We start from the raw sequence: 17,691 nt of genomic DNA, 5'->3' as shown, positions 1-17,691 counted from the left end.
GCGCGGCGGAATTCATGCCTGTCGGGAGGCGTTTGTCGCGGTGGTTTTCATGAACGGTCGGTTCGATTCACCAACGGTCACGGGGAAAAGCGGGTCGCTGGCCGCCATGGTGACGGCCTGCGCGCTGGTCCTGGCGCTGGCCGGGCCGTTCGGTCAGGCGGATCGGTTCCTGCCCAGCCACCGTATCGGCCTGTGGCTGCTCTATCTGGTGATCGGCCTACCGGTACTGAGCCTTGTCCTCACGGTTTTGCGGCGTTGGCTACGCCCGGCGGCGCTGGTGGTTGCGTCCGCAGTCTTCGCCAGCCTGCCGATCCTGCTTGGTGTCGAAACCATCGGCCTGATCGAAGGCCGTCCCTTGCCTGAGACGGCGTTCGACTGGTCGCGTTCTGCGGCCGAAGTGGCGGTCTTATGCGTACCGTTCGCCATCCTTCTGGAACGCTTTCTGCGGCCGCCGGCCAAACTTGCTGTTCGCGCCCTGCATATTGCCGGCGACGTCTACGCCGTCTGCGCCGAAGGCCATTACACGCGCATCTTTACCCCGCGCGGCGAACAGTTCCTCGACCATTCCTTTTCAGAGGTTCTGGGTGCCCTGGCCGATCGCGACGGCTGTCAGGTCCATCGCTCATGGTGGGTGGCGCGCGGGGCGGTCAAAGGCCTGCAGCGCAAGGGTTCGTCCGCCGAGTTGAAGATCACGGGCGGCCTGAATGTCCCCGTCGCTCGCCGGCGCCTGACAGCGCTGCGCGGCGAAGGCTGGCCGGTTTAACGATCAGCCTATCGTGAGTGTACGCGGGCGCGCGCTATCGGTATCGTGTCACCCACAGGAGGACGCCATGCTTCAGACCCGTCACGGCGGCTGCCATTGCGGCGCTGTCAGCTTCGCATGCGAGATTGACCTGGCGCCCGAAGGCCAGAGGTCACCGCAGATTCGCCCTGGCCCGTGGTACGCATCGACCTTTCGCTGCAACTGCTCGTTCTGCGGCAAGACGCGGATGTGGAAGGGGTTTGTACTCTCAGAGGCGTTTCGGGTGCTCAAGGGCGCGGATAATCTGACCCATTATCGCTTCGCTGAAGGCGAGATCGACCACACCTTTTGCAAGAGCTGTGGCGTCTATCCCTTTGTTTTCTCTCATCTTGAGGCCATGGGCGGCGATTTTTTCTGCATCAATGTCGCCTGCCTGGAAGACGTGACGCCGGAAGAACTGGCGGCGGTGCCGATCCGCTACGAAGACGGCGCCAATGACGACTGGGACCATGCGCCCGCCGTGACATCCTATTTGTGAGGCCGCATGGATATCGACCACGATCTCGAAAGTCTCGACCGCGAAGCCTTGATTGCCGAGGTGCGGCGGTTGCGCGCCGGCATTCGCGAACACCGGGATTCAAGCGGCCACGAACTGTGCTGGCATCATCCGAAGCTGTGGGAGTTGCTGCCGGAACCGGCAAAACCGAATATTCTGGTTCCGGAGTGGCCGCAATTCATGCGCGGCTGTATTGCCTATCGTCAATCCTTGGATAAACAGGCGCCGGACGCGCCGCGTGCTGCCATCGATCATCACCCGCAAGAGGATACATGAACCGGATTTGGGGAACATTATGCGCATTGGCGCTTGTCTGTTTTGGCGGCGCAGTGCAGGCGGCGGACTGCGGTGTGGCAGGCAAGGCGCAAACGATCGCCATCGGCCAGACAGGGCGATCAATGTTGATCCACTTGCCGCAAGGCTTTGATCCGGCCAGGCCTGCACCGCTGGTTTTTCTATTGCATGGTTCCGGCGGTACCGGCGCGGGGATGCTGAAGAATTCGAAGCTGGCCGAAGCGGCCGACCGTCACGGCTTTATCGTCGCCGCCCCCGACGCCGGTATCCCGCATGAAAAAGGCTTTGTCTGGAATATTCCGGGCGTACCGACTGTGGCGGGCACTGTCCCTGGGCCCAATGATCCCGACGACGTCGCCTACATCCAGGCGGCCATCGACTGGCTGGCGGGCCAAGGGTGCGTCGATCCTGCGCGCGTCTATGCCACCGGACTGTCAGGCGGTGGACGGATGACCTCGTGGCTGGGCTGTGTGGCGGCTGACCGCTTCGCAGCGATTGCGCCGGTGGTGGGCCTGCGCGCTGGCAATCCGTCGAAGGACGACCCGACGACGCCGGACCCTGAGACGTGCCAACCGTCAAAGCCGCTGCCCGTCATCGCCTTTGCCGGCGACAAGGATACGACCAATCCTATCGAAGGCGGCGGCGCGGGCTATTGGCAATACACCATGCACGCCGCCGAACAGCGCTGGGCTCAGATCAATGATTGCAAGGCTGCGCCGGTGACGCAGTGGGTGGCGCCGGGCGTCTATGAGGAGCGTTATTCCGGTTGCCGCGACGGCGCCGATGTCGCCGGCCGTATCACCGTTGGTGGCGGCCACACCTGGGTCGCTGATAACGACGCCATGTGGAGATTTTTCTCAGGATTTCGGCGTAACTGATCTTATTTACGGGCTTTTTCGGCTTCGACGCGGGTGACGCAGCCTTCGGCGTGATCGTTGATCAGCCCCATTGCCTGCATGAAGGCAAAGACCGTTGTCGGGCCGACAAACTTCCAGCCGCGCTTTTTGAGGTCCTTCGACAGCGCGATGGAAGCTGGCGACGTCGACTGCGTCTGCGGAGGCTTCAACTCGTCGGGCTTGGGCTCATAGCGCCAGACATAGGCAGCGAGGGAACCTTCCTTGCGTACCAGGTCCTGGGCGCAGCGGGCATTGTTGATGACGGCTTCGATCTTGCCGCGGTGGCGGACGATACCGGCATCGCCCAGCAGGCGCGCGACATCGGCATCATCGAACGTAGCGATCTTATCGACATCGAAATTCGAAAAGGCAGCGCGGAAGTTCTCGCGCTTCATCAGGATAGTCCGCCAGCTCAGGCCGGACTGGAATCCTTCCAGGCAGAGCTTTTCGAACAGGCGGCGGTCATCGCGCACGGGGAAGCCCCATTCCGTGTCGTGGTAGGCCAGGTATTCGGGCGTGCCGACGCACCAGCGGCAGCGGGGATGGCCGTCGGGGCCGGGCAGGGTCTGGATCACGACATGTCCTTGTGAAGGTGAGATGTGCGTTCTGCCACTACAGATGCCAGATTCTGTCCGTAGCTTCGCCGGAGAAATAAATTTTCGCGCAATGTCGATTCCAGCCCAACTCCGTTCGTAGTGCCTGTGTAAGAGGAATTGTCCTCGGCTTGTCACAGGAGATAACGCCATGACCAAGATGATTTTCGTCAATCTGCCCGTTACCGACCTGAAGGCCTCGATCGCCTTCTACAAGGCCATCGGCTGTGAGCAGAACCTACAGTTCAGCGACGACAATGCCGCATCGATGATGTGGTCGGAGACGATCGTCTTCATGATCCTGACGCGCGACTACTACCAGACCTTTACGCCCAAGCCACTGGGCGACCCGAAGACCAATACCCTGGCGCTGATTTCCCTGTCGTTCGACAGCCGCGAAGCCGTCGACGCCATAGTCGCGGCTGCCGCGGCCAATGGCGGCAAGGCCGATCCAAGCGAGGTCCAGGACCTGGGCTTCATGTATGGCCGCAGCTTCGAAGATCCGGACGGCCACGGCTTTGGGCCGGTCTATATGGATATGTCGGCCCTGCCGAACGGCGACCCGCACTAAGTCTGGTTCCCGCGCGCCGCCGGGAGACTTAGCTGTCTGGGTGACGGGCTATTGCGCAATGGTTGAGCATTGCCCTGCGCCCCTCTTGACCGCGCCTTCGAATTGGCGTCCCTTTCATCTGAAACGAGAAGGATCGGGCATGGGACTGTCGAACGGACTTAAAGTGTTTCTGCCGGCTCTGGCGCTGGTCGCGGCGGTGCCTGCCATGGCGCAGCCGGACTATGCGGCCGCCATCAAGGCCGATTACGACAAGGACCTGGGCGCGCTGTGGGACTGGTTCCATCGCAATCCTGAGCTCAGCCATGTCGAGGTCAAGACCGCCGCGCGCATGGCCAGGGAACTGCGCGCGACAGGGGCCGAGGTCACCGAAAAGGTAGGGGGCACGGGCGTCGTCGCCATCCTGCGCAATGGTCCCGGTCCGGTCGTGCTGGTCCGCGCCGACATGGACGGCCTGCCGGTCAAGGAGGCTTCGGGCCTGCCGAACATGTCGGTGGCGCGTCAGGTTGGCATTGACGGCGTCGACAACCCGGTCATGCACGCCTGCGGTCACGACACCCATATCGTCGGGCTGATCGCCACCGCGCGCCGCCTGGCCGCCATGAAGGACCGCTGGTCGGGCACGGTGGTCATGATCGTACAGCCGGCCGAAGAGCGCATTGCCGGCGCCAAGGCCATGCTGGCGGACGGGCTTTACACGCGCTTCCCCAAGCCGGACTACGCCCTGGCCTGGCATGTCAATTCGATGCAGCCGACGGGCACCGTGGCGGCATCCGAGGACATCCAGTACTCCTCGTCGGACTCGCTCGACATCACGGTACCAGGCGTCGGCGCCCACGGCGCGGCCCCGCACGCCGGCAAGGACCCGGTCTATATGGCCAGCCAGCTTGTCATCGCGCTGCAGGGCATTATCAGCCGCGAGAAGCCGCCGCTTAGTCCTGGGGTGATTACCGTCGGCTCATTCCATGCCGGGACCAAGCACAACATCATCTCTGACCATGCCGACCTTCAGGTAACGGTGCGCGCCAATGACGAAGCGACGCGCGCCATGCTGATTGCCGCTGTCCGGCGCGTTTCCGCCAATGTCGGCCGGCTGAACGGCATGTCCGAAGACAAGCTGCCGGTCGTCAAGGTGATCGAGGGTACGCCAGTGACCAAGAACGACGCTGCTTTGGCGCGTAGGCTTAACGGCGTGATGGTTCAGACCCTGGGTTCAGCCGCCGTCATACCTTTCGAGCAAAAAACCATGGGTGCCGAGGACTTCGCGTATTTTATTCAAGCGGATTATAAGGTGCCGGGCTATTATTTCAGCGTCGGCGGCACGTCAAAGGCGGCGCTCGAAGCCGCCGAAGCAGGCGGCCCGCCGGTGCCGTCTCACCATTCGCCTCTGTTCAGGATCGAACCTGAACCGGCGATCGTGACGGGCGCGACCGCCATGACCGCGGCGGTGCTGGACCTGATGAGGAAGCCATAAGCGCATCCCAAAAAGTGCGCAGCGGTGACCAGCAACAGCCCCGCCTTATCTCAAATTTACAGACATCAAGGCGTCGCGCGTCGAAACCTTAGTCCGGAATAGCTACCTACTCGGTCATCCTGGGGCGGGCAGGAGCATTCCATGTCGACTCATGTGTTGAACCGGCGCCTGGTTCTCGGGACCCTGACGGGCGCGCTCCTTTCCACGACAGTACGCGCAGCCGCAAAGGAGACGCCAATGGGTAAGGTCACTTCGAAAGACGGGACGCATATCGCCTTCGACCGGGCGGGCACTGGCCCGGCGCTGATCCTTGTCGGTGGGGCCTTGAGCGACCGGTCGGGCGGCGCGCCCCTGGCCAAGGTGCTGGCGCCGCATTTCACCATCTATAGCTATGACCGGCGGGGCAGGGGCGACAGCACCGACAAGGCGCCCTATGCCGTCGCGCGTGAGATCGACGATATCGACGCATTGATCGATGAGGCCGGAGGTACTGCGTTTGTCCATGGTCATTCCTCGGGCGCGGTTCTGGCGCTGGAAGCGGCCAGGACTTTGCCAGCTAAGATCACCAGGCTTTCGCTGTACGAGCCGCCGTTCATCATTGATGATAGCCGGCCCTTGCCGCCGAAAAATTACGACAGTCATATCAGTCAGCTTATCGGTGGCAACAAGCGCGGGGAGGCCGTGGAATACTTCCTGACTCAGGTGGTCGGCATGCCCGCGCAGGCCGTGGCCGGAATGCGGAACAGCCCGATGTGGGCGGCTTCGGAAAAGCTGGCCCATACCCTGCCGTACGATATTGCCGTGCTGGACGGTGGGATGGAAGGCAAGCCATTAAAAGCTGAGCGCTGGGCGGCTGCGACCGTACCGACGCTTGTGTTGTCTGGCGGCGCCAGCCCGGAATGGATACGCAATTCCGCACGGACATTGGCCGGGGTATTGCCGAACGCGCAGCAGAAGATACTGGATGGGCAGGCGCACAATGCGGCGCCAGATGTTTTGGCGCCGGAGTTGGAAAAATTTTTTAGCTAGATACTGAAAATCATTGATTTAATTTACTATATCTCCCCGCAATTGGGGGGTATCAGGAAGGATGGCCGTGCCCGGGCCTAATCCTTCTTCGTCTTCGACATGCCCGCCTCGCTCATGGCGATCGCCACGGCCTGCTTACGGCTCTTGACCTTGTCGCCGCTGCTCGACTTCAGGTCGCCTTCCTTGAACTCGTGCATGACTTTTCCAACCTTGCGCTTCTGGGTTTCGGTTTCTGGCATTATCGGCTCCTGTGGAGAACTGTGCCCCGTCAACGCCGCCACACTGGACCCCGCGCGGTAAAGATGCCATGTGCGGCCATCATCCCCAGCCTAAAACTGCAAGACATCATGACGGTCAAGATCTACGGCATCCCCAACTGCGACACCATGAAGAAGGCGTTCGACTTCATGAAGGCCAACGGCGTCGCCTACGACTTCCATGACTACAAGACGCAAGGTATAGATGTGGCACGCTTGAAAAGCTGGGCGAAATCAATTGGCTGGGAAAAAGTGCTCAACAAGGGCTCGACGACCTTCAAGGACCTGCCCGTTGAGGCCAAGGCCGATCTCGATGAAGCCAAGGCGATCAAGCTGATGGCCGCGCAGCCATCGATGATCAAGCGGCCGATCTGGGAAATTGGTGGCGATCTCTACGCCGGATTCAAGCCCAACAGCGCTGAGCGTGCCGCCCTGGAAACAAATCTGCTCAAAACGCGCTAACGAAGATGTGCTGCGGCGCCACGCCGTGGTCGTCGATTAACTGTTCGCGTATCAGCCCGCATTGCTCGCGGCCACAGGATATCCAGGCCTGCAAGCGGCTCTGTGGCAGGAACAGGCCTTTCAGTACGTCATTGAGCGCGCGCGTCGCCCAGGGGCGGTCACGATAGACCCAGTGCACCGTCAGATCGTCCGGCCCATGGAGGGCCGGGCGGTCATCGGGTGTGGCGGCTTCGGCAACGACGATCGCTGTCGCGTGGCGCGGCAGGGTTTCAAGCCGCCACGCCAATGACGGCAGGGCTGCTTCGTCGCCGATCAGCAGGTGCGGCACGGCCGGAATAGGCACGACGGGGCCTCTCATACACCCGTCGGTCATCACGAACGCTCTATCTTCTTGGCGAGGTCGTCGATCAGGTCGACGATCGCATTGATTTCAGTCTGGTTGAGGGGGCGCATGCCGCGCATCTTGACCGCGGCGCCGAGGTTCTGCATGGCGCGGAACAGCGGGCCGTAGTCGCCATGACCGCCGCGTTCGTCGTTCATGCGATCAAAGAGGCGCTCGACGTCCTCGGCCTTGTCAGCCAGGAAGGCCTTGCCGGCTTCAGTGATGCTGGCCTGCTTGCGGCCGTCTTCGCCAGTGGCGATGGTGATGTAGCCTTCGTCTTCGAGCCAGCTCAATGTCGGATAGACGACGCCGGGCGAGGGGCTGTAGCCGCCTTTGAAGCGCTCTTCGATGTCTTTAATCAATTCATAGCCGTGGCTTGGCTTATCGCTGATCAGCTTGAGCAGAACCAGGCGCAGGCCGCCATGCCCGAAACCCCGGCCTTCGCGTTCGCGTCCCCCGAAGCCTTCACCGCGTCCGCCACCAAAGAAGCCGCGCCCGCCGAAGCCACCAAAGCCACGGCCAGAGCCGTCGCGGTGGCCCATGTGACGGCCAACATGACAGCCGCCTTGTCTGAAGAAATGTCCTCTCATAAACATACCTTTCTAATGAGAGTGTATCCAGATATATCGAAATTGAAAATGCGATCGCTTGCGCCGCATCTCTATCTCGATGCGATCTAGATATATCTAAATCGTGTCGAATTCAAGAGAGATTGTCTATTACGAAACTTTAATCCGAATCCGTGCATCCAAAATGCCTGGCCAAAGGCTCATGTCATCAATAGGGCCGTAACAGGCTCGCAGATTTAAGGAGATTCACTATGGATGCAGGATTACTCGTTCCAATCGTCGCGATCGTAATGACCTTCGGTACGCCGATCGCTATCGTCGCCATTGTCTCGATTAACAAAGCGCGTGCCAATGCAGAGCTGCAAAAGACCCTGCGGATGTCGATTGAAAAGGGGCAGCCTCTGCCGACCGAGTTCGTAGAAAGCATGTCGCGCACGATTCCCAAGGCCAAGAACCCCATGAATGATGTCCGCGCCGGCATTATACTGATCGCCATTGCGCTGGGTTTGCTGGTCGCCAGCTATATCGACAACGACTTTGGCATTCATAACGTTTCAGGCTTTGCCGCCATTCCGGGTTTGATCGGTGTCGCCCTGTTGATCCTGGGTATCATCGGTCTGAACCGTAAGGCTGACTGAAGAACGATCGCCTTAAACACCGTCCCTGGCTCTCCAACACCATGGCTCTCTCAAGCGACAAACCCGAGATGACGCGTCAGTCCGACGTTGACCTCGTGCGGCTGGCCAGAACCGGCGCGCGCGATGCCTTCGCCGAGCTTGTCCGGCGGCACGGCTCGGTATTGCGAACGCACCTGCGGCGCATGGGCGCGCAAGCGTCGGATGCCGACGATATGGCGCAGGAAGCCTTCATGGTCGCTTATGAGCACCTGGCGGAGTACCGGTTCGACGGACCGTTCACAGCCTGGCTGAAGAAGATCGCCTCACGGCGCTATCTGAAGAAGGTCCGCAAGGATACCCGCTATGTCCTCAGCGAGGACATGAGCGCCTATGAGACCGGGTCGGCGCCTAACGATGCCGGTCTCGACGGCGATTTTCGCGCGCACAATCTCGATGCGGCGCTGGGGCGGCTGAAACCCGTCGAGCGCGTGTGCGTGACGCTCAACTTCTCAGGCGACCTGTCGCATCAGGATATCGCCGACGAGCTCAAGATCCCGCTGGGGACGGTCAAGAGCCATATCCGCCGCGCGCTGGACCACCTCAAAACGCTTCTGGGTCCCGCACGAACCGAAATGAAGCCTGCCATGATGGAAACAGGATCATGAAAGCCGAAAAACCCCCGGAACACGATCTGACCGATCGGGACCTGGCCGACATGTTCGCCACTCCGGTCCAGTATGATGATGCCGATGTCTTCGCGATGCGCGTGACGCGCAAGCTGCAAATGCGCATGTGGCTGCGTCAGGTACTGGTGGTGCTGGCTGGCTTTATCGGCGGCGTCTATGCCCTAGCGCAGTTCGTGCGCATGCCGGACTGGAAGCTGGACGGCCAGATGTTGTCGCGCGCCACCGCCGACACCGACCAGACGCTGCGCGCCGGTGTCGAGCTTGTCGGTGGCGCCAGTCGCGACATGATGCGCATGGCCGATTCCGGCGGCGCCTTGAGCTTCATGCAGACGCCGATGTTCTTTGCCCTGAGTTTTGTGCTTTGCGTGATGATTCTGGGCCTGTATTACGCCTACTCACAGGAAGAGGCGCTCTGAGGACTGGTGCGCCGACCTATGGCGCACCAAATATCGGTGTGCTTTTATGGAGTACATCGTGAGCAGCCAGACCCAAGTCGCCGTCAAACGCCTGACCGCCCCTGAAATCCGCGCCCGCAAGGGCCAGACCCCGCTGGTCGTGCTGACCGCCTATTCGGCGCCCATGGCAGAGATCATGGACGAGCACTGCGACATCCTGCTGGTCGGCGACAGCGTCGGCATGGTTGTCCACGGCCTGCCCAACACCATCGGCGTGACGCTCGAAATGATGAGTCTGCACGGCCAGGCGGTCATGCGCCGCGCCCGCAAGGCCTTTGTCGTCATCGACATGCCGTTCGGCTCTTACGAAGGTGGGCCTGAGCAGGCCTTTGCCAACGCCGTGCGCCTGCTGAAAGAAACCGGCGCCCAGGCGGTCAAGGTCGAGAGCGGGCCTACGGTCGCCGATACCATACGCTATCTGGTTCAGCGCGGCATCCCGGTCATGGGCCATGTCGGCCTGCGCCCCCAGGCGGTCAATGTCGAAGGCGGCTTCAAGGCCAAGGGCCGCACGCAGGATGAGCGCGAGCGCGTGATTGCCGAGGCCCTGGCCAGCGACGAGGCTGGCGCTTTTGCCATCGTCGTCGAAGGCGTGGCCGAGGACCTGGCCGCCGAGATCACCACGAAAGTCGCCGCGCCGACGATCGGAATCGGCGCCTCCAAGGCCTGTGACGGCCAGGTCCTGGTGACCGACGATATGCTGGGCCTGTTCGACTGGACGCCGAAATTCGTCCGCCATTATGCCGACCTGCGCAATCAGATCAGCGCCGCGGTTCAGGCCTACGCCAAAGATGTCAGGGAGCGTAGCTTTCCCGCCCCAGAAGAGACATATTTTTCGAAATAATTCAGGGCGAATCTGGAATTCGGGGGGCACGCTCATCAGTCGTCTGGGGCGCGTTCAGTAATCCGGTTGCGTAAAGCCTTTCCAAAGGCTAGGTTCCCGCCGAATTGCCCGGTGCGGACCCTGCGCCGGCACCCTGAAGACCATACGCCCAAGAGGATGCGCAGTGAGCGATATTTTTGACGAAACCGAAGAGACTCAGCGCGCCGAGAAGTGGGAAACGATCGTCAAGAAGGGCGCGCCGTGGGCCGGTGCCGTCCTGGCTGGCGCCCTGGCCATTGCCTTAGGCGTCTGGGGCTGGCAGTCGTGGCAGGACAATAGCGCCGCCAAGGCATCGGAAACCTATCAGGCCGCCATCGACGCAACCGCCAAGAACGACCTCGGCATGGCGCGCACCAAGTTCGAGGAAGCCGCCAAGTCCGGCACTCCGGCCTACAAGGCCCTGGCCCTGATGCAACTGGCCGGCATGGACGTCAAGGACGGCAAGACGGACGAAGCCATCAAGGGCTTCGACAAGGCCGCCCAGACCGCCCCTAGCCCGATCATCGGCGATGCCGCAGCCCTCAAGGCGGCTTATCTGGCCATGGACAAGGCCTCGTTCGAAGACATCAAGAAGCGCCTTGAGCCGCTGGCCAAGGACAAGCGCCCCTATGCGCCGCTGGCCAAGGAAGCCCTGGCCATGGCCAAGCTGCAGAATGGCGATCTGAAGGGGGCGCGCGCCGACCTGCAGGTGCTGGCCCTGACGCTGGGCACGCCAGAAGGCGTCAAGCAGCGCGCCCAGGAATTCACCCTGGCCATCGACAGCGGCGCCATCTCGACGGCCCAGGCGGCGCTCAGGCTGCCCGAGGCCAAGGCGCCCGCGACGCCGCAGATGCCGGGCCTGCCCGAAATGCCGCAATAATAATACCCGAATACGCATTCGCACGTTCACAGGAAAAGCCAGAATGATCGCTTACAGGACGACCGCTTTCAGGAGAGGGATGAAGGGCGCCAGCCTGTTGGCCATGGGTGTGGCCTGCGTCGCTTTGGGCGCATGTTCCAACATTCCGCTTTTGAACCGCATCGGTGGCGGTGGCGATAAGGACGACGGCGCGGTTGCCTCGCAAGGCCAGCGCCTGTCGATCGTCGCCTTCGAGCAAAAGGTCGAGCCGGCCAAGAGCCTCAAGGGCGTCGGTTACTATATTCCGCCGGTCCAGCCGGTAGCAGACTGGCGCATGGCCGGTGGCCCGCAGGACGCCGTCATCCAGAACGCCGACGCCGCCAAGAGCTTCCGCGTCGCCTGGACCAAGTCGATCGGCGCGGGCGGCAAGGGCGAAGGCCAGGTCCTGGCCCAGCCAGTGTCGGACGGCCGCCTCATCTATACGCTGGATGGCGAAGCGCGCGTCTCGGCGTTCGACGTCAATTCGGGCGCGCAGGCGTGGTCGGTCGATCTCAACCCCAAGAACAAGCGCGACAAGCTCGGCTTCGGCGGCGGTCTGGCCCTGAGCCAGGACGGCAAGCTGTATGTCACTTCGGGCTTCCGCTTTATTGCAGCGCTTGATGCCTCGACCGGGGCGACCGTGTGGCAGAAGTCGGTTGATACCCAGTTGCACGCCGCGCCCGTCGTCAACGAAAAGTACGTCATGGCGACCGACGTCGATAACCAGATCTTCGCCTTCAACCGTGAAACCGGCGATATGGACTGGACCTACCAGGCCATCGCCGAGCCCGCGCGCCTGCTGAAGACCGCGTCGCCGATCCTGTCGGGCGAAACCGTCTATGCGCCGTTTTCGTCGGGCGAACTGGTGGCCCTGAACACCACCAACGGTCAGCAGGTCTGGACCCAGGTGCTGGCGAAATCGACGCGCACCAATGCGATCTCGGAAATTCGCGACATTTCGGGCCGCCCGGTCCTCTATAACGGCACCATCTTCGCTGCCAGCCATTCCGGTATCTTTCAGGCGATGAATGCCCGCACCGGTGAGCCGGTGTGGTCTATCGCCGCCGACAGCACCAATTCGCCGTGGGTGGCGGGTGATGTTGTCTTCCTGCTGACCGTTCAGGGCGAGCTTCTGACCGCCAACCGCGACAACGGCCTGGTCTACTGGCTCAAGGAACTGAACGACGGCAAGGGTGGCAAGGACAGCAAGGGCTTTTTCGGCATCGGCAAGGGCAAGAAGGATTCACGCAAGCTGCCGCAATGGGCCGGACCGGTCATCGCCAACAGCCGCCTGGTTCTGGTCAATTCGGAAGGGCAGGCGGTCGCCTTCGACCCGCAGACCGGTGACCAGGTCGAATCCATCAACATCGGCGGCGCTGCCTACATTGCCCCCATCGCTGTCGGCGACAAGCTGTTCGTCGTTACCGAGAACGGCAAGCTGGTGGCGATCCACTAAGCCGCCTTTAGAGCGATATGGCGAAAAGTGTCAGCGGTTTCACCTATATATCGCGACAAAACAAAACTTAGATATCTCAGACAGAAAAAGCGCCGGTCATGTCGACCGGCGCTTTTTTATGACATCGACAGGGGGCTCGCCCGTCTTCGCGGGCAGGCTCGACAATCCGGCACCGGTTAATTTGCCGGCGGCGTCAGCTTCCTGATCTGTATGTTGCGGTAATAGACCTCGGCATATTCGGCCTGGAGCGCGATCTTGCCGTGGTCGAGACGAACCCAGGACTGGCTGGCGGTGTCGAAGGATTTGAGGTCGCTGACCCGCATATTGACAACGCCATTGACCATGTAAACCGCGCTGTCGCCGCGCACGATCAGGTCGATTGTGTTCCAGCCCGGCTTTTCCAGGTTCAGCGCGGCGTGCCCGACGCGTTTGTAATCGTCATAGCCGCCCATTGTCACGGGAGTCCCACCGTCTTCAGGCGCGGCATACACGCCCGTTTTCGGGTCGGCCGTGCTGGTGAAGCGCGTGGATATGGCCCACAGATCGCCCGTGTCGCCTTCCTGAATCTGTAACTCGGCGCTGCGCGGCCAGTTGTCGGGCACGGCGTCATATAGGTGATAGAGCAGGCCGGCATCGCGGACCTGGTCGACGCGCGGCGGGAACCTCTTCTCGCCCCAACGGTATTCAAGCCGCAGGTGATAATCGCTGTAGTCGCTGACGGTCTCGATATAGGCCTGGCTTTGGGCCGAACCGACGACATCTTTGGCATAGGTATGTATGACGCCATCCTCGACTTCAAAAAGAGCGGACGCCGGGCGGCTGTCCACGGCCTTGTTGGAATAGACGGCAGTCCAGCCATCGAGACTTTTTCCGTTGAACAGGGGCGTCCAGGTCTCGGCCCCGCCGTCGGGTTGCGCCAACGCGGCGCCGCCGGAAAACAGGATCAGGGCGGCTAGGGTGCAGGCTATGCGCATGAAAGGCTCCGGTTCCGCAAAGCCGCCATCCGGGCGACCTGCCAAGGTTGACGCTGGGATAACTCCGTTACCCGTATACGCTATGGCACCGGCGGTCAATCTCAGCGGCTTCCTGAGCTGGCTGGACTAGCTAGCCCACTTGCGGCGGAAATCGACCATGGCGTCGCTCCAGGCGCGGTTGGACACCGTCGAGGCTTCGAGGCCTACGTGCAGGTCGCCGCAGCCGCGTTTGCCGGTGGCCGGCAGGCCGAGGCCCTTCAAGGTCAGGTGGCTGTCACCGCGCGGGATGTGGACTTCGCGTGGGCCGTGCGGCGTGTCGATGACGGCCGGGCCACCGCCGAACAGCAGGCGGCCGTCGATCCTGGCGACGACATGGATGTCATCGCCGTCGATGCGCGTGCCGTTTTCCGTGACGATATGGATGCGGAAAAGCTGTTCGGGACGTGGGGCGCCTTCGGTCGTCAGGCGCAGCTTGTCGCCTTCGCGCAGGCCGGAGGGCAGGGTGATGCGCAGGGTCTTCATCTGGCTGAGCGAAGTGACTTCTTCGTGCGCCGGCGAGATTTCGAGCGCGTGCACGTCCTGAACGGCCTCGCCACCATAGATGGCTTGTTCCAACGTGATGTTGAGCAGCTGGGCGCCGTCACTGTCGGCGCCGCCCTCGGCCAGGTCCTTGAGCCAGCGGGCATTTTGAGCGCCGTTGCGGTTTTCGTTCATTAACAGGTCGCGCGCCAGAATGATACGGCGCAGCGCGACGTCGGAGCCGCCGGTCAGATCCGGGTGGCTTTCTTTCAGGCGCGCACGGAAGGCCTTGCGGATAATCTCATCGCTTGATCCCTGCGCCAGGCCCAGCTCGGACAGGGCCGCGCGGCGGGCATCGCTGTCCCGGCCATTCAGGCTGTGGCGATCGACGATTTCATTGTGGCTCTGGCTGGACATGGCGGGCGGAACATCTTTACGTTGGCTGTCGAAAAAGGTTATGGCCTGCCGACCGTTTGCAAAGTCTTAAAGGGCCGCTAACCATGTCTGACAGCCTGATCCCCGCCAGCCCCAGCGCCGATGACTACGCTTCCGCGCACGCCGCGCACGAAGCTGAAATCGCCAGTGGTGAGCCGTTCGTCCTGTTCGGCGAATGGCTGAAGGACGCAGGCGCAAAGGAGCCCAATGACGCCAATGCCATGGCGCTGTCGACCGTCGACGCCGACGGCATGCCCGATGTGCGCATGGTTTTGCTCAAGGATTTCGATGAGCAGGGTTTTGTCTTCTACACCAACACGACCAGCGCCAAGGGCCGGCAGTTGCTAGGCAGCCGCAAGGCCGCATTGCTGTTTCACTGGAAGTCGCTGCGCCGCCAGGTCCGCATCCGGGGCGAGGTGTCGATCGTGTCGGACGCCGAGGCCGACGCCTATTTCCAGAGCCGTGCCCGCCAGAGCCAGATCGGCGCCTGGGCCTCGGACCAGTCGCAGCCCCTGCCAGACCGATTCGCCTTGGAAAAGCGCGTTGCGGAATTCGGTTTGAAGTTCGGCCTGGGGACAATTGCGCGGCCACCGCACTGGACGGGTTTTCGGGTGGCGCCCTTGCAGATGGAATTCTGGCGCGACCGGGCTTTCCGCCTGCACGACCGCGTGCAATTCAGTCGCGCAAACGTGACGGACGGCTGGTCGCGTGCGAAGCTGTATCCCTAAACTACTTCCCAAACCGCCGGGTCGCTGGTGTAGTAGGAGCGGATATCAGTGCAGGCCATGCCCGCGCGGCGGGCCGCTTCGATGCCTTCGTTGCTGTCTTCGAAGACGTGACAGAGTTCTGGCGCGACGCCCAACCGCTCGGCGGCCTTGAGGAACAGGTCCGGGGCCGGCTTGCCAATGCCGGTGTCTTCAATCGTGACGACCGTCTCGAAAAATCCGTTCAGGCCGATGGCGTCGAGCGACGCGCTTACGATCCGGCGCACGCCCGCCGAAGCCACGGCCAGTTTCAGCCTGCCATGGTGCCGCCGGACGAGGTCTTCGGAAAAGGGCACGGCCGTCACGGCGCCGATATGATCGTGAAAGATCGACTGGCTACGCATCGCAATGTCCGCATCGTCAAATGCCACGCCCGTTTCTGCCTGCAGTTCCGCCAGTAATTGCCGCCGCGACAGTCCCAGCCGTGCGGCATAGAAGGCCGTCGTGAATTCCACCTTGTAGGGTTCAAGCGTCGATTTGAAAGTGCGGTAATGCGCGGCGAAGGTGTCGGCGAGCGTGCCGTCACAGTCGAAGATAAGCGCCTCAACGTCGGGTGAAATCGTGGGAGGAGGGGGGAGGGCCATGCCCGTCTTTGACAGTCTGCGTTTTGGCGGTCAAGCGGCTGTTGCCAAAGCCAGCAAAAGGGCTTAGCGGCGTGGACCATGTCCTTGCCCAACGCGTTAAAGTCCCTGTCCCAGGGCGCCGATCAGGTGATCGAAACCTCATGCGCCACCGTCATCCTCAAGGGTGATGTCGCCTATAAGCTCAAGAAGAGTGTCGATTTCGGCTTTCTCGACTTTACCTCGGTGGACAAGCGGCGCGACGCCCTGAAACGCGAGCTGGATTTCAACCGCCGCACAGCCGCTGACATATATAGAGATGTGGCCGAGATCGACGGCGAGGCCGTGCTGGTCATGCGCCGCTTCGACACCCGGGCAGTGCTGGCCGAACAGAGCGCGCAGCCGGGCTGGGCGCCCAACCTCGACCTGATGCAGGATCTGGGGGAAAGCATCGCCGCCTTCCACGCTGGCGCCGAGGTCTGTCGCGATGCGCAGCACATCGACAATATCAAGTACGTCATCGACTCGAATGACGCCAATATCGGCCGGTTCAGCGAGGCCCTGGGGGCAACCGACATTGCCGCCTACAGCCGCGAGGTCAACGCCGTCTATAATGACGTCGCTGAACTGGTGCGGCGCAGGTTTGCCGATGGCCACGTGCGGCGCTGCCACGGCGACCTTCATCTCGGCAATATCCTGATCGAGGCCGGGCGCCCGGTGCTGTTCGACTGTATCGAATTCAACGAGCGCCTGAGCTGGATCGATGTGCTCTACGATCTCGGCTTCCTGCTAATGGACCTGTGGGTGCGGGGGCTCGAGGCCGCCGCCAACCGCGTCATGAATGCCTGGCTGGACCGCGCCGCCCGTGAAGACGGCGAGGCCGGGCTCTATGAGGGGCTGGCGCTGCTGCCTTTGTTCATGTCTGTGCGTGCCGGCGTGCGCTGCCACGTCAGCGCCAATAATGGCGAGATGGACCAGGCGCGGACATACCTCGCCGCCGCGCGCCGCTTTCTTGCGCCCGCCACGGTCACCGTCACGGCGGTCGGCGGCCTGTCGGGTTCCGGCAAGAGCACCCACGCCCGCGCCGTGGCGGCCGCCAAAGGCCGGGCACCTGGCGCGGTCATCCTGCGCAGCGACGAACTGCGCAAGCGCCTGTGGAACTGGCCGTCCCTCGAACGCCTGCCGCGTGAAGCCTATGGGCCCGAGCAGAGCGAGAGGACCTACCACCATCTGTTTGCGCTTGGGCAAACGGTCGCCAGGGCCGGACAGTCGGTTATTCTCGACGCCACCTTTCGCGAAGCGCACTGGCGCGGCCAGGCCGAAGCCACGGCGGCAGCGGCCTTTGACGGTGTCTGGCTGGAGGTCGATAGTGAAACGCGCAAGCATAGGGTGAGCGAACGCACGCGGGACGTTTCCGACGCGACGCCGGACGTTGCCCTGTCGCAAGAAGCCGTTGAACCTGCGGCGATTTCGTGGCAAATTCTTAATCAAGCATAGGGGCCGGGGTGATGATGGGCATAATCTGATCATATTTGGATCGTGATTGTGCCGATGCCAATCGTTTCTATGACAACAATAATCCGGCGCTCGTGATGCAAACACGTGCCGTCGCAAGTATCAGTAAAGTTATAGCGTGCGGGACGCAG

The 17,691-nt window shown here is 62.1% G+C and carries 23 protein-coding genes; 16 read left to right on the top strand and 7 right to left on the bottom strand.

Annotation, left to right across the window (positions count from 1 at the left end):
• Window positions 1-49 precede the first annotated feature (49 nt).
• The 4 genes from AC1DON_RS19590 (at window position 50) to AC1DON_RS19575 (ending at window position 2,470) form a co-directional block, all read left to right on the top strand.
• Entirely contained in the window at window positions 50-763 is a 714-nt protein-coding gene (locus AC1DON_RS19590; RefSeq protein ID WP_476936504.1) for a LytTR family DNA-binding domain-containing protein, read from the top strand.
• Between the two features lie 67 nt (window positions 764-830).
• Entirely contained in the window at window positions 831-1,280 is a 450-nt protein-coding gene (locus AC1DON_RS19585; RefSeq protein WP_476936503.1) for a GFA family protein, read from the top strand.
• A 6-nt stretch (window positions 1,281-1,286) separates the two neighbouring features.
• Complete coding sequence (locus tag AC1DON_RS19580; RefSeq protein WP_476936502.1) at window positions 1,287-1,574, top strand: hypothetical protein; 288 nt, start codon at window positions 1,287-1,289, stop codon at window positions 1,572-1,574.
• Complete coding sequence (locus AC1DON_RS19575) at window positions 1,571-2,470, top strand: CE1 family esterase (protein WP_476936501.1); 900 nt, start codon at window positions 1,571-1,573, stop codon at window positions 2,468-2,470. Before AC1DON_RS19580 ends, AC1DON_RS19575 begins: the two co-directional genes overlap by 4 nt.
• Window positions 2,471-2,472: 2 nt before the next feature.
• On the opposite strand, the gene AC1DON_RS19570 is transcribed toward AC1DON_RS19575, so the two are convergent.
• Window positions 2,473-3,063: a DNA-3-methyladenine glycosylase I gene (locus AC1DON_RS19570; RefSeq protein ID WP_476936500.1), complete on the bottom strand. Its 591-nt coding sequence runs from the start codon at window positions 3,061-3,063 to the stop codon at window positions 2,473-2,475.
• 169 nt (window positions 3,064-3,232) lie between these two features.
• Here AC1DON_RS19570 and AC1DON_RS19565 point away from each other — a divergent pair, with 169 nt between their 5' ends.
• The 3 genes from AC1DON_RS19565 (at window position 3,233) to AC1DON_RS19555 (ending at window position 6,152) form a co-directional block, all read left to right on the top strand.
• Window positions 3,233-3,652, top strand: a complete 420-nt coding sequence (locus AC1DON_RS19565) for a VOC family protein (RefSeq protein ID WP_476936499.1) — start codon at window positions 3,233-3,235, stop codon at window positions 3,650-3,652.
• A gap of 139 nt (window positions 3,653-3,791) precedes the next feature.
• On the top strand, window positions 3,792-5,123 hold the full coding sequence (locus AC1DON_RS19560) for a M20 metallopeptidase family protein (protein WP_476936498.1): 1,332 nt from the start codon (window positions 3,792-3,794) through the stop codon (window positions 5,121-5,123).
• A 237-nt stretch (window positions 5,124-5,360) separates the two neighbouring features.
• A complete protein-coding gene (locus AC1DON_RS19555) occupies window positions 5,361-6,152 on the top strand; it encodes an alpha/beta fold hydrolase (RefSeq protein WP_476936497.1) in 792 nt (263 codons plus the stop codon).
• A gap of 77 nt (window positions 6,153-6,229) precedes the next feature.
• On the opposite strand, the gene AC1DON_RS19550 is transcribed toward AC1DON_RS19555, so the two are convergent.
• The gene (locus AC1DON_RS19550; RefSeq protein WP_476936496.1) at window positions 6,230-6,391 is read right to left on the bottom strand and encodes a DUF6496 domain-containing protein; all 162 of its coding nucleotides are present in this window, start codon (window positions 6,389-6,391) and stop codon (window positions 6,230-6,232) included.
• A 108-nt stretch (window positions 6,392-6,499) separates the two neighbouring features.
• On the opposite strand from AC1DON_RS19550, the gene AC1DON_RS19545 reads away from it, so the two are divergent.
• A complete protein-coding gene (locus AC1DON_RS19545) occupies window positions 6,500-6,871 on the top strand; it encodes an arsenate reductase (RefSeq protein ID WP_476936495.1) in 372 nt (123 codons plus the stop codon).
• Here AC1DON_RS19545 and AC1DON_RS19540 read toward each other — a convergent pair.
• Together AC1DON_RS19540 and AC1DON_RS19535 are read right to left on the bottom strand one after the other, a co-directional pair.
• Complete coding sequence (locus tag AC1DON_RS19540; protein ID WP_476936494.1) at window positions 6,858-7,229, bottom strand: siderophore-interacting protein; 372 nt, start codon at window positions 7,227-7,229, stop codon at window positions 6,858-6,860. The genes AC1DON_RS19545 and AC1DON_RS19540 overlap by 14 nt on opposite strands.
• Before the next feature lie 14 nt (window positions 7,230-7,243).
• Window positions 7,244-7,843: a PadR family transcriptional regulator gene (locus AC1DON_RS19535; RefSeq protein WP_476936493.1), complete on the bottom strand. Its 600-nt coding sequence runs from the start codon at window positions 7,841-7,843 to the stop codon at window positions 7,244-7,246.
• 230 nt (window positions 7,844-8,073) lie between these two features.
• Here AC1DON_RS19535 and AC1DON_RS19530 point away from each other — a divergent pair, with 230 nt between their 5' ends.
• The 6 genes from AC1DON_RS19530 (at window position 8,074) to AC1DON_RS19505 (ending at window position 12,793) form a co-directional block, all read left to right on the top strand.
• Window positions 8,074-8,460 (top strand): DUF6249 domain-containing protein, encoded by a 387-nt coding sequence (locus AC1DON_RS19530; protein ID WP_476936492.1) that lies wholly within the window; start codon window positions 8,074-8,076, stop codon window positions 8,458-8,460.
• A gap of 41 nt (window positions 8,461-8,501) precedes the next feature.
• On the top strand, window positions 8,502-9,104 hold the full coding sequence (locus AC1DON_RS19525) for an RNA polymerase sigma factor (protein WP_476936491.1): 603 nt from the start codon (window positions 8,502-8,504) through the stop codon (window positions 9,102-9,104).
• A complete protein-coding gene (locus AC1DON_RS19520; protein WP_476936490.1) occupies window positions 9,101-9,541 on the top strand; it encodes a hypothetical protein in 441 nt (146 codons plus the stop codon). Before AC1DON_RS19525 ends, AC1DON_RS19520 begins: the two co-directional genes overlap by 4 nt.
• A gap of 58 nt (window positions 9,542-9,599) precedes the next feature.
• Complete coding sequence (gene panB / locus AC1DON_RS19515) at window positions 9,600-10,421, top strand: 3-methyl-2-oxobutanoate hydroxymethyltransferase (RefSeq protein ID WP_476936489.1); 822 nt, start codon at window positions 9,600-9,602, stop codon at window positions 10,419-10,421.
• Window positions 10,422-10,584: 163 nt separating this feature from the next.
• On the top strand, window positions 10,585-11,319 hold the full coding sequence (locus AC1DON_RS19510; RefSeq protein ID WP_476936488.1) for a tetratricopeptide repeat protein: 735 nt from the start codon (window positions 10,585-10,587) through the stop codon (window positions 11,317-11,319).
• A gap of 79 nt (window positions 11,320-11,398) precedes the next feature.
• Window positions 11,399-12,793, top strand: a complete 1,395-nt coding sequence (locus AC1DON_RS19505; RefSeq protein ID WP_476936487.1) for a PQQ-binding-like beta-propeller repeat protein — start codon at window positions 11,399-11,401, stop codon at window positions 12,791-12,793.
• A gap of 176 nt (window positions 12,794-12,969) precedes the next feature.
• Here the strand turns inward: AC1DON_RS19505 and AC1DON_RS19500 are convergent, their stop codons facing one another.
• Together AC1DON_RS19500 and AC1DON_RS19495 are read right to left on the bottom strand one after the other, a co-directional pair.
• Complete coding sequence (locus AC1DON_RS19500; RefSeq protein WP_476936486.1) at window positions 12,970-13,767, bottom strand: 3-keto-disaccharide hydrolase; 798 nt, start codon at window positions 13,765-13,767, stop codon at window positions 12,970-12,972.
• Between the two features lie 126 nt (window positions 13,768-13,893).
• Window positions 13,894-14,703, bottom strand: coding sequence for a DnaJ C-terminal domain-containing protein (locus AC1DON_RS19495; RefSeq protein ID WP_476936485.1), 810 nt, complete (start codon window positions 14,701-14,703; stop codon window positions 13,894-13,896).
• An 83-nt stretch (window positions 14,704-14,786) separates the two neighbouring features.
• On the opposite strand from AC1DON_RS19495, the gene pdxH reads away from it, so the two are divergent.
• On the top strand, window positions 14,787-15,449 hold the full coding sequence (pdxH, locus tag AC1DON_RS19490; RefSeq protein ID WP_476936484.1) for a pyridoxamine 5'-phosphate oxidase: 663 nt from the start codon (window positions 14,787-14,789) through the stop codon (window positions 15,447-15,449).
• Here pdxH and AC1DON_RS19485 read toward each other — a convergent pair.
• Window positions 15,446-16,069 (bottom strand): HAD family hydrolase, encoded by a 624-nt coding sequence (locus AC1DON_RS19485; RefSeq protein ID WP_476936483.1) that lies wholly within the window; start codon window positions 16,067-16,069, stop codon window positions 15,446-15,448. The two genes, pdxH and AC1DON_RS19485, sit on opposite strands and share 4 nt — an antisense overlap.
• Window positions 16,070-16,147: 78 nt before the next feature.
• On the opposite strand from AC1DON_RS19485, the gene AC1DON_RS19480 reads away from it, so the two are divergent.
• Window positions 16,148-17,542 carry a bifunctional aminoglycoside phosphotransferase/ATP-binding protein gene (locus AC1DON_RS19480; RefSeq protein WP_476936482.1) on the top strand — a complete coding sequence of 465 codons (1,395 nt, stop codon included), beginning with the start codon at window positions 16,148-16,150 and terminating at the stop codon, window positions 17,540-17,542.
• Window positions 17,543-17,691: the final 149 nt, after the last annotated feature.

This window comes from Asticcacaulis sp. P4_H10, assembly GCF_056400965.1.
Note: the sequence above shows the minus strand (reverse complement) of the source record. Positions and strands in the feature narration are given on the sequence as shown.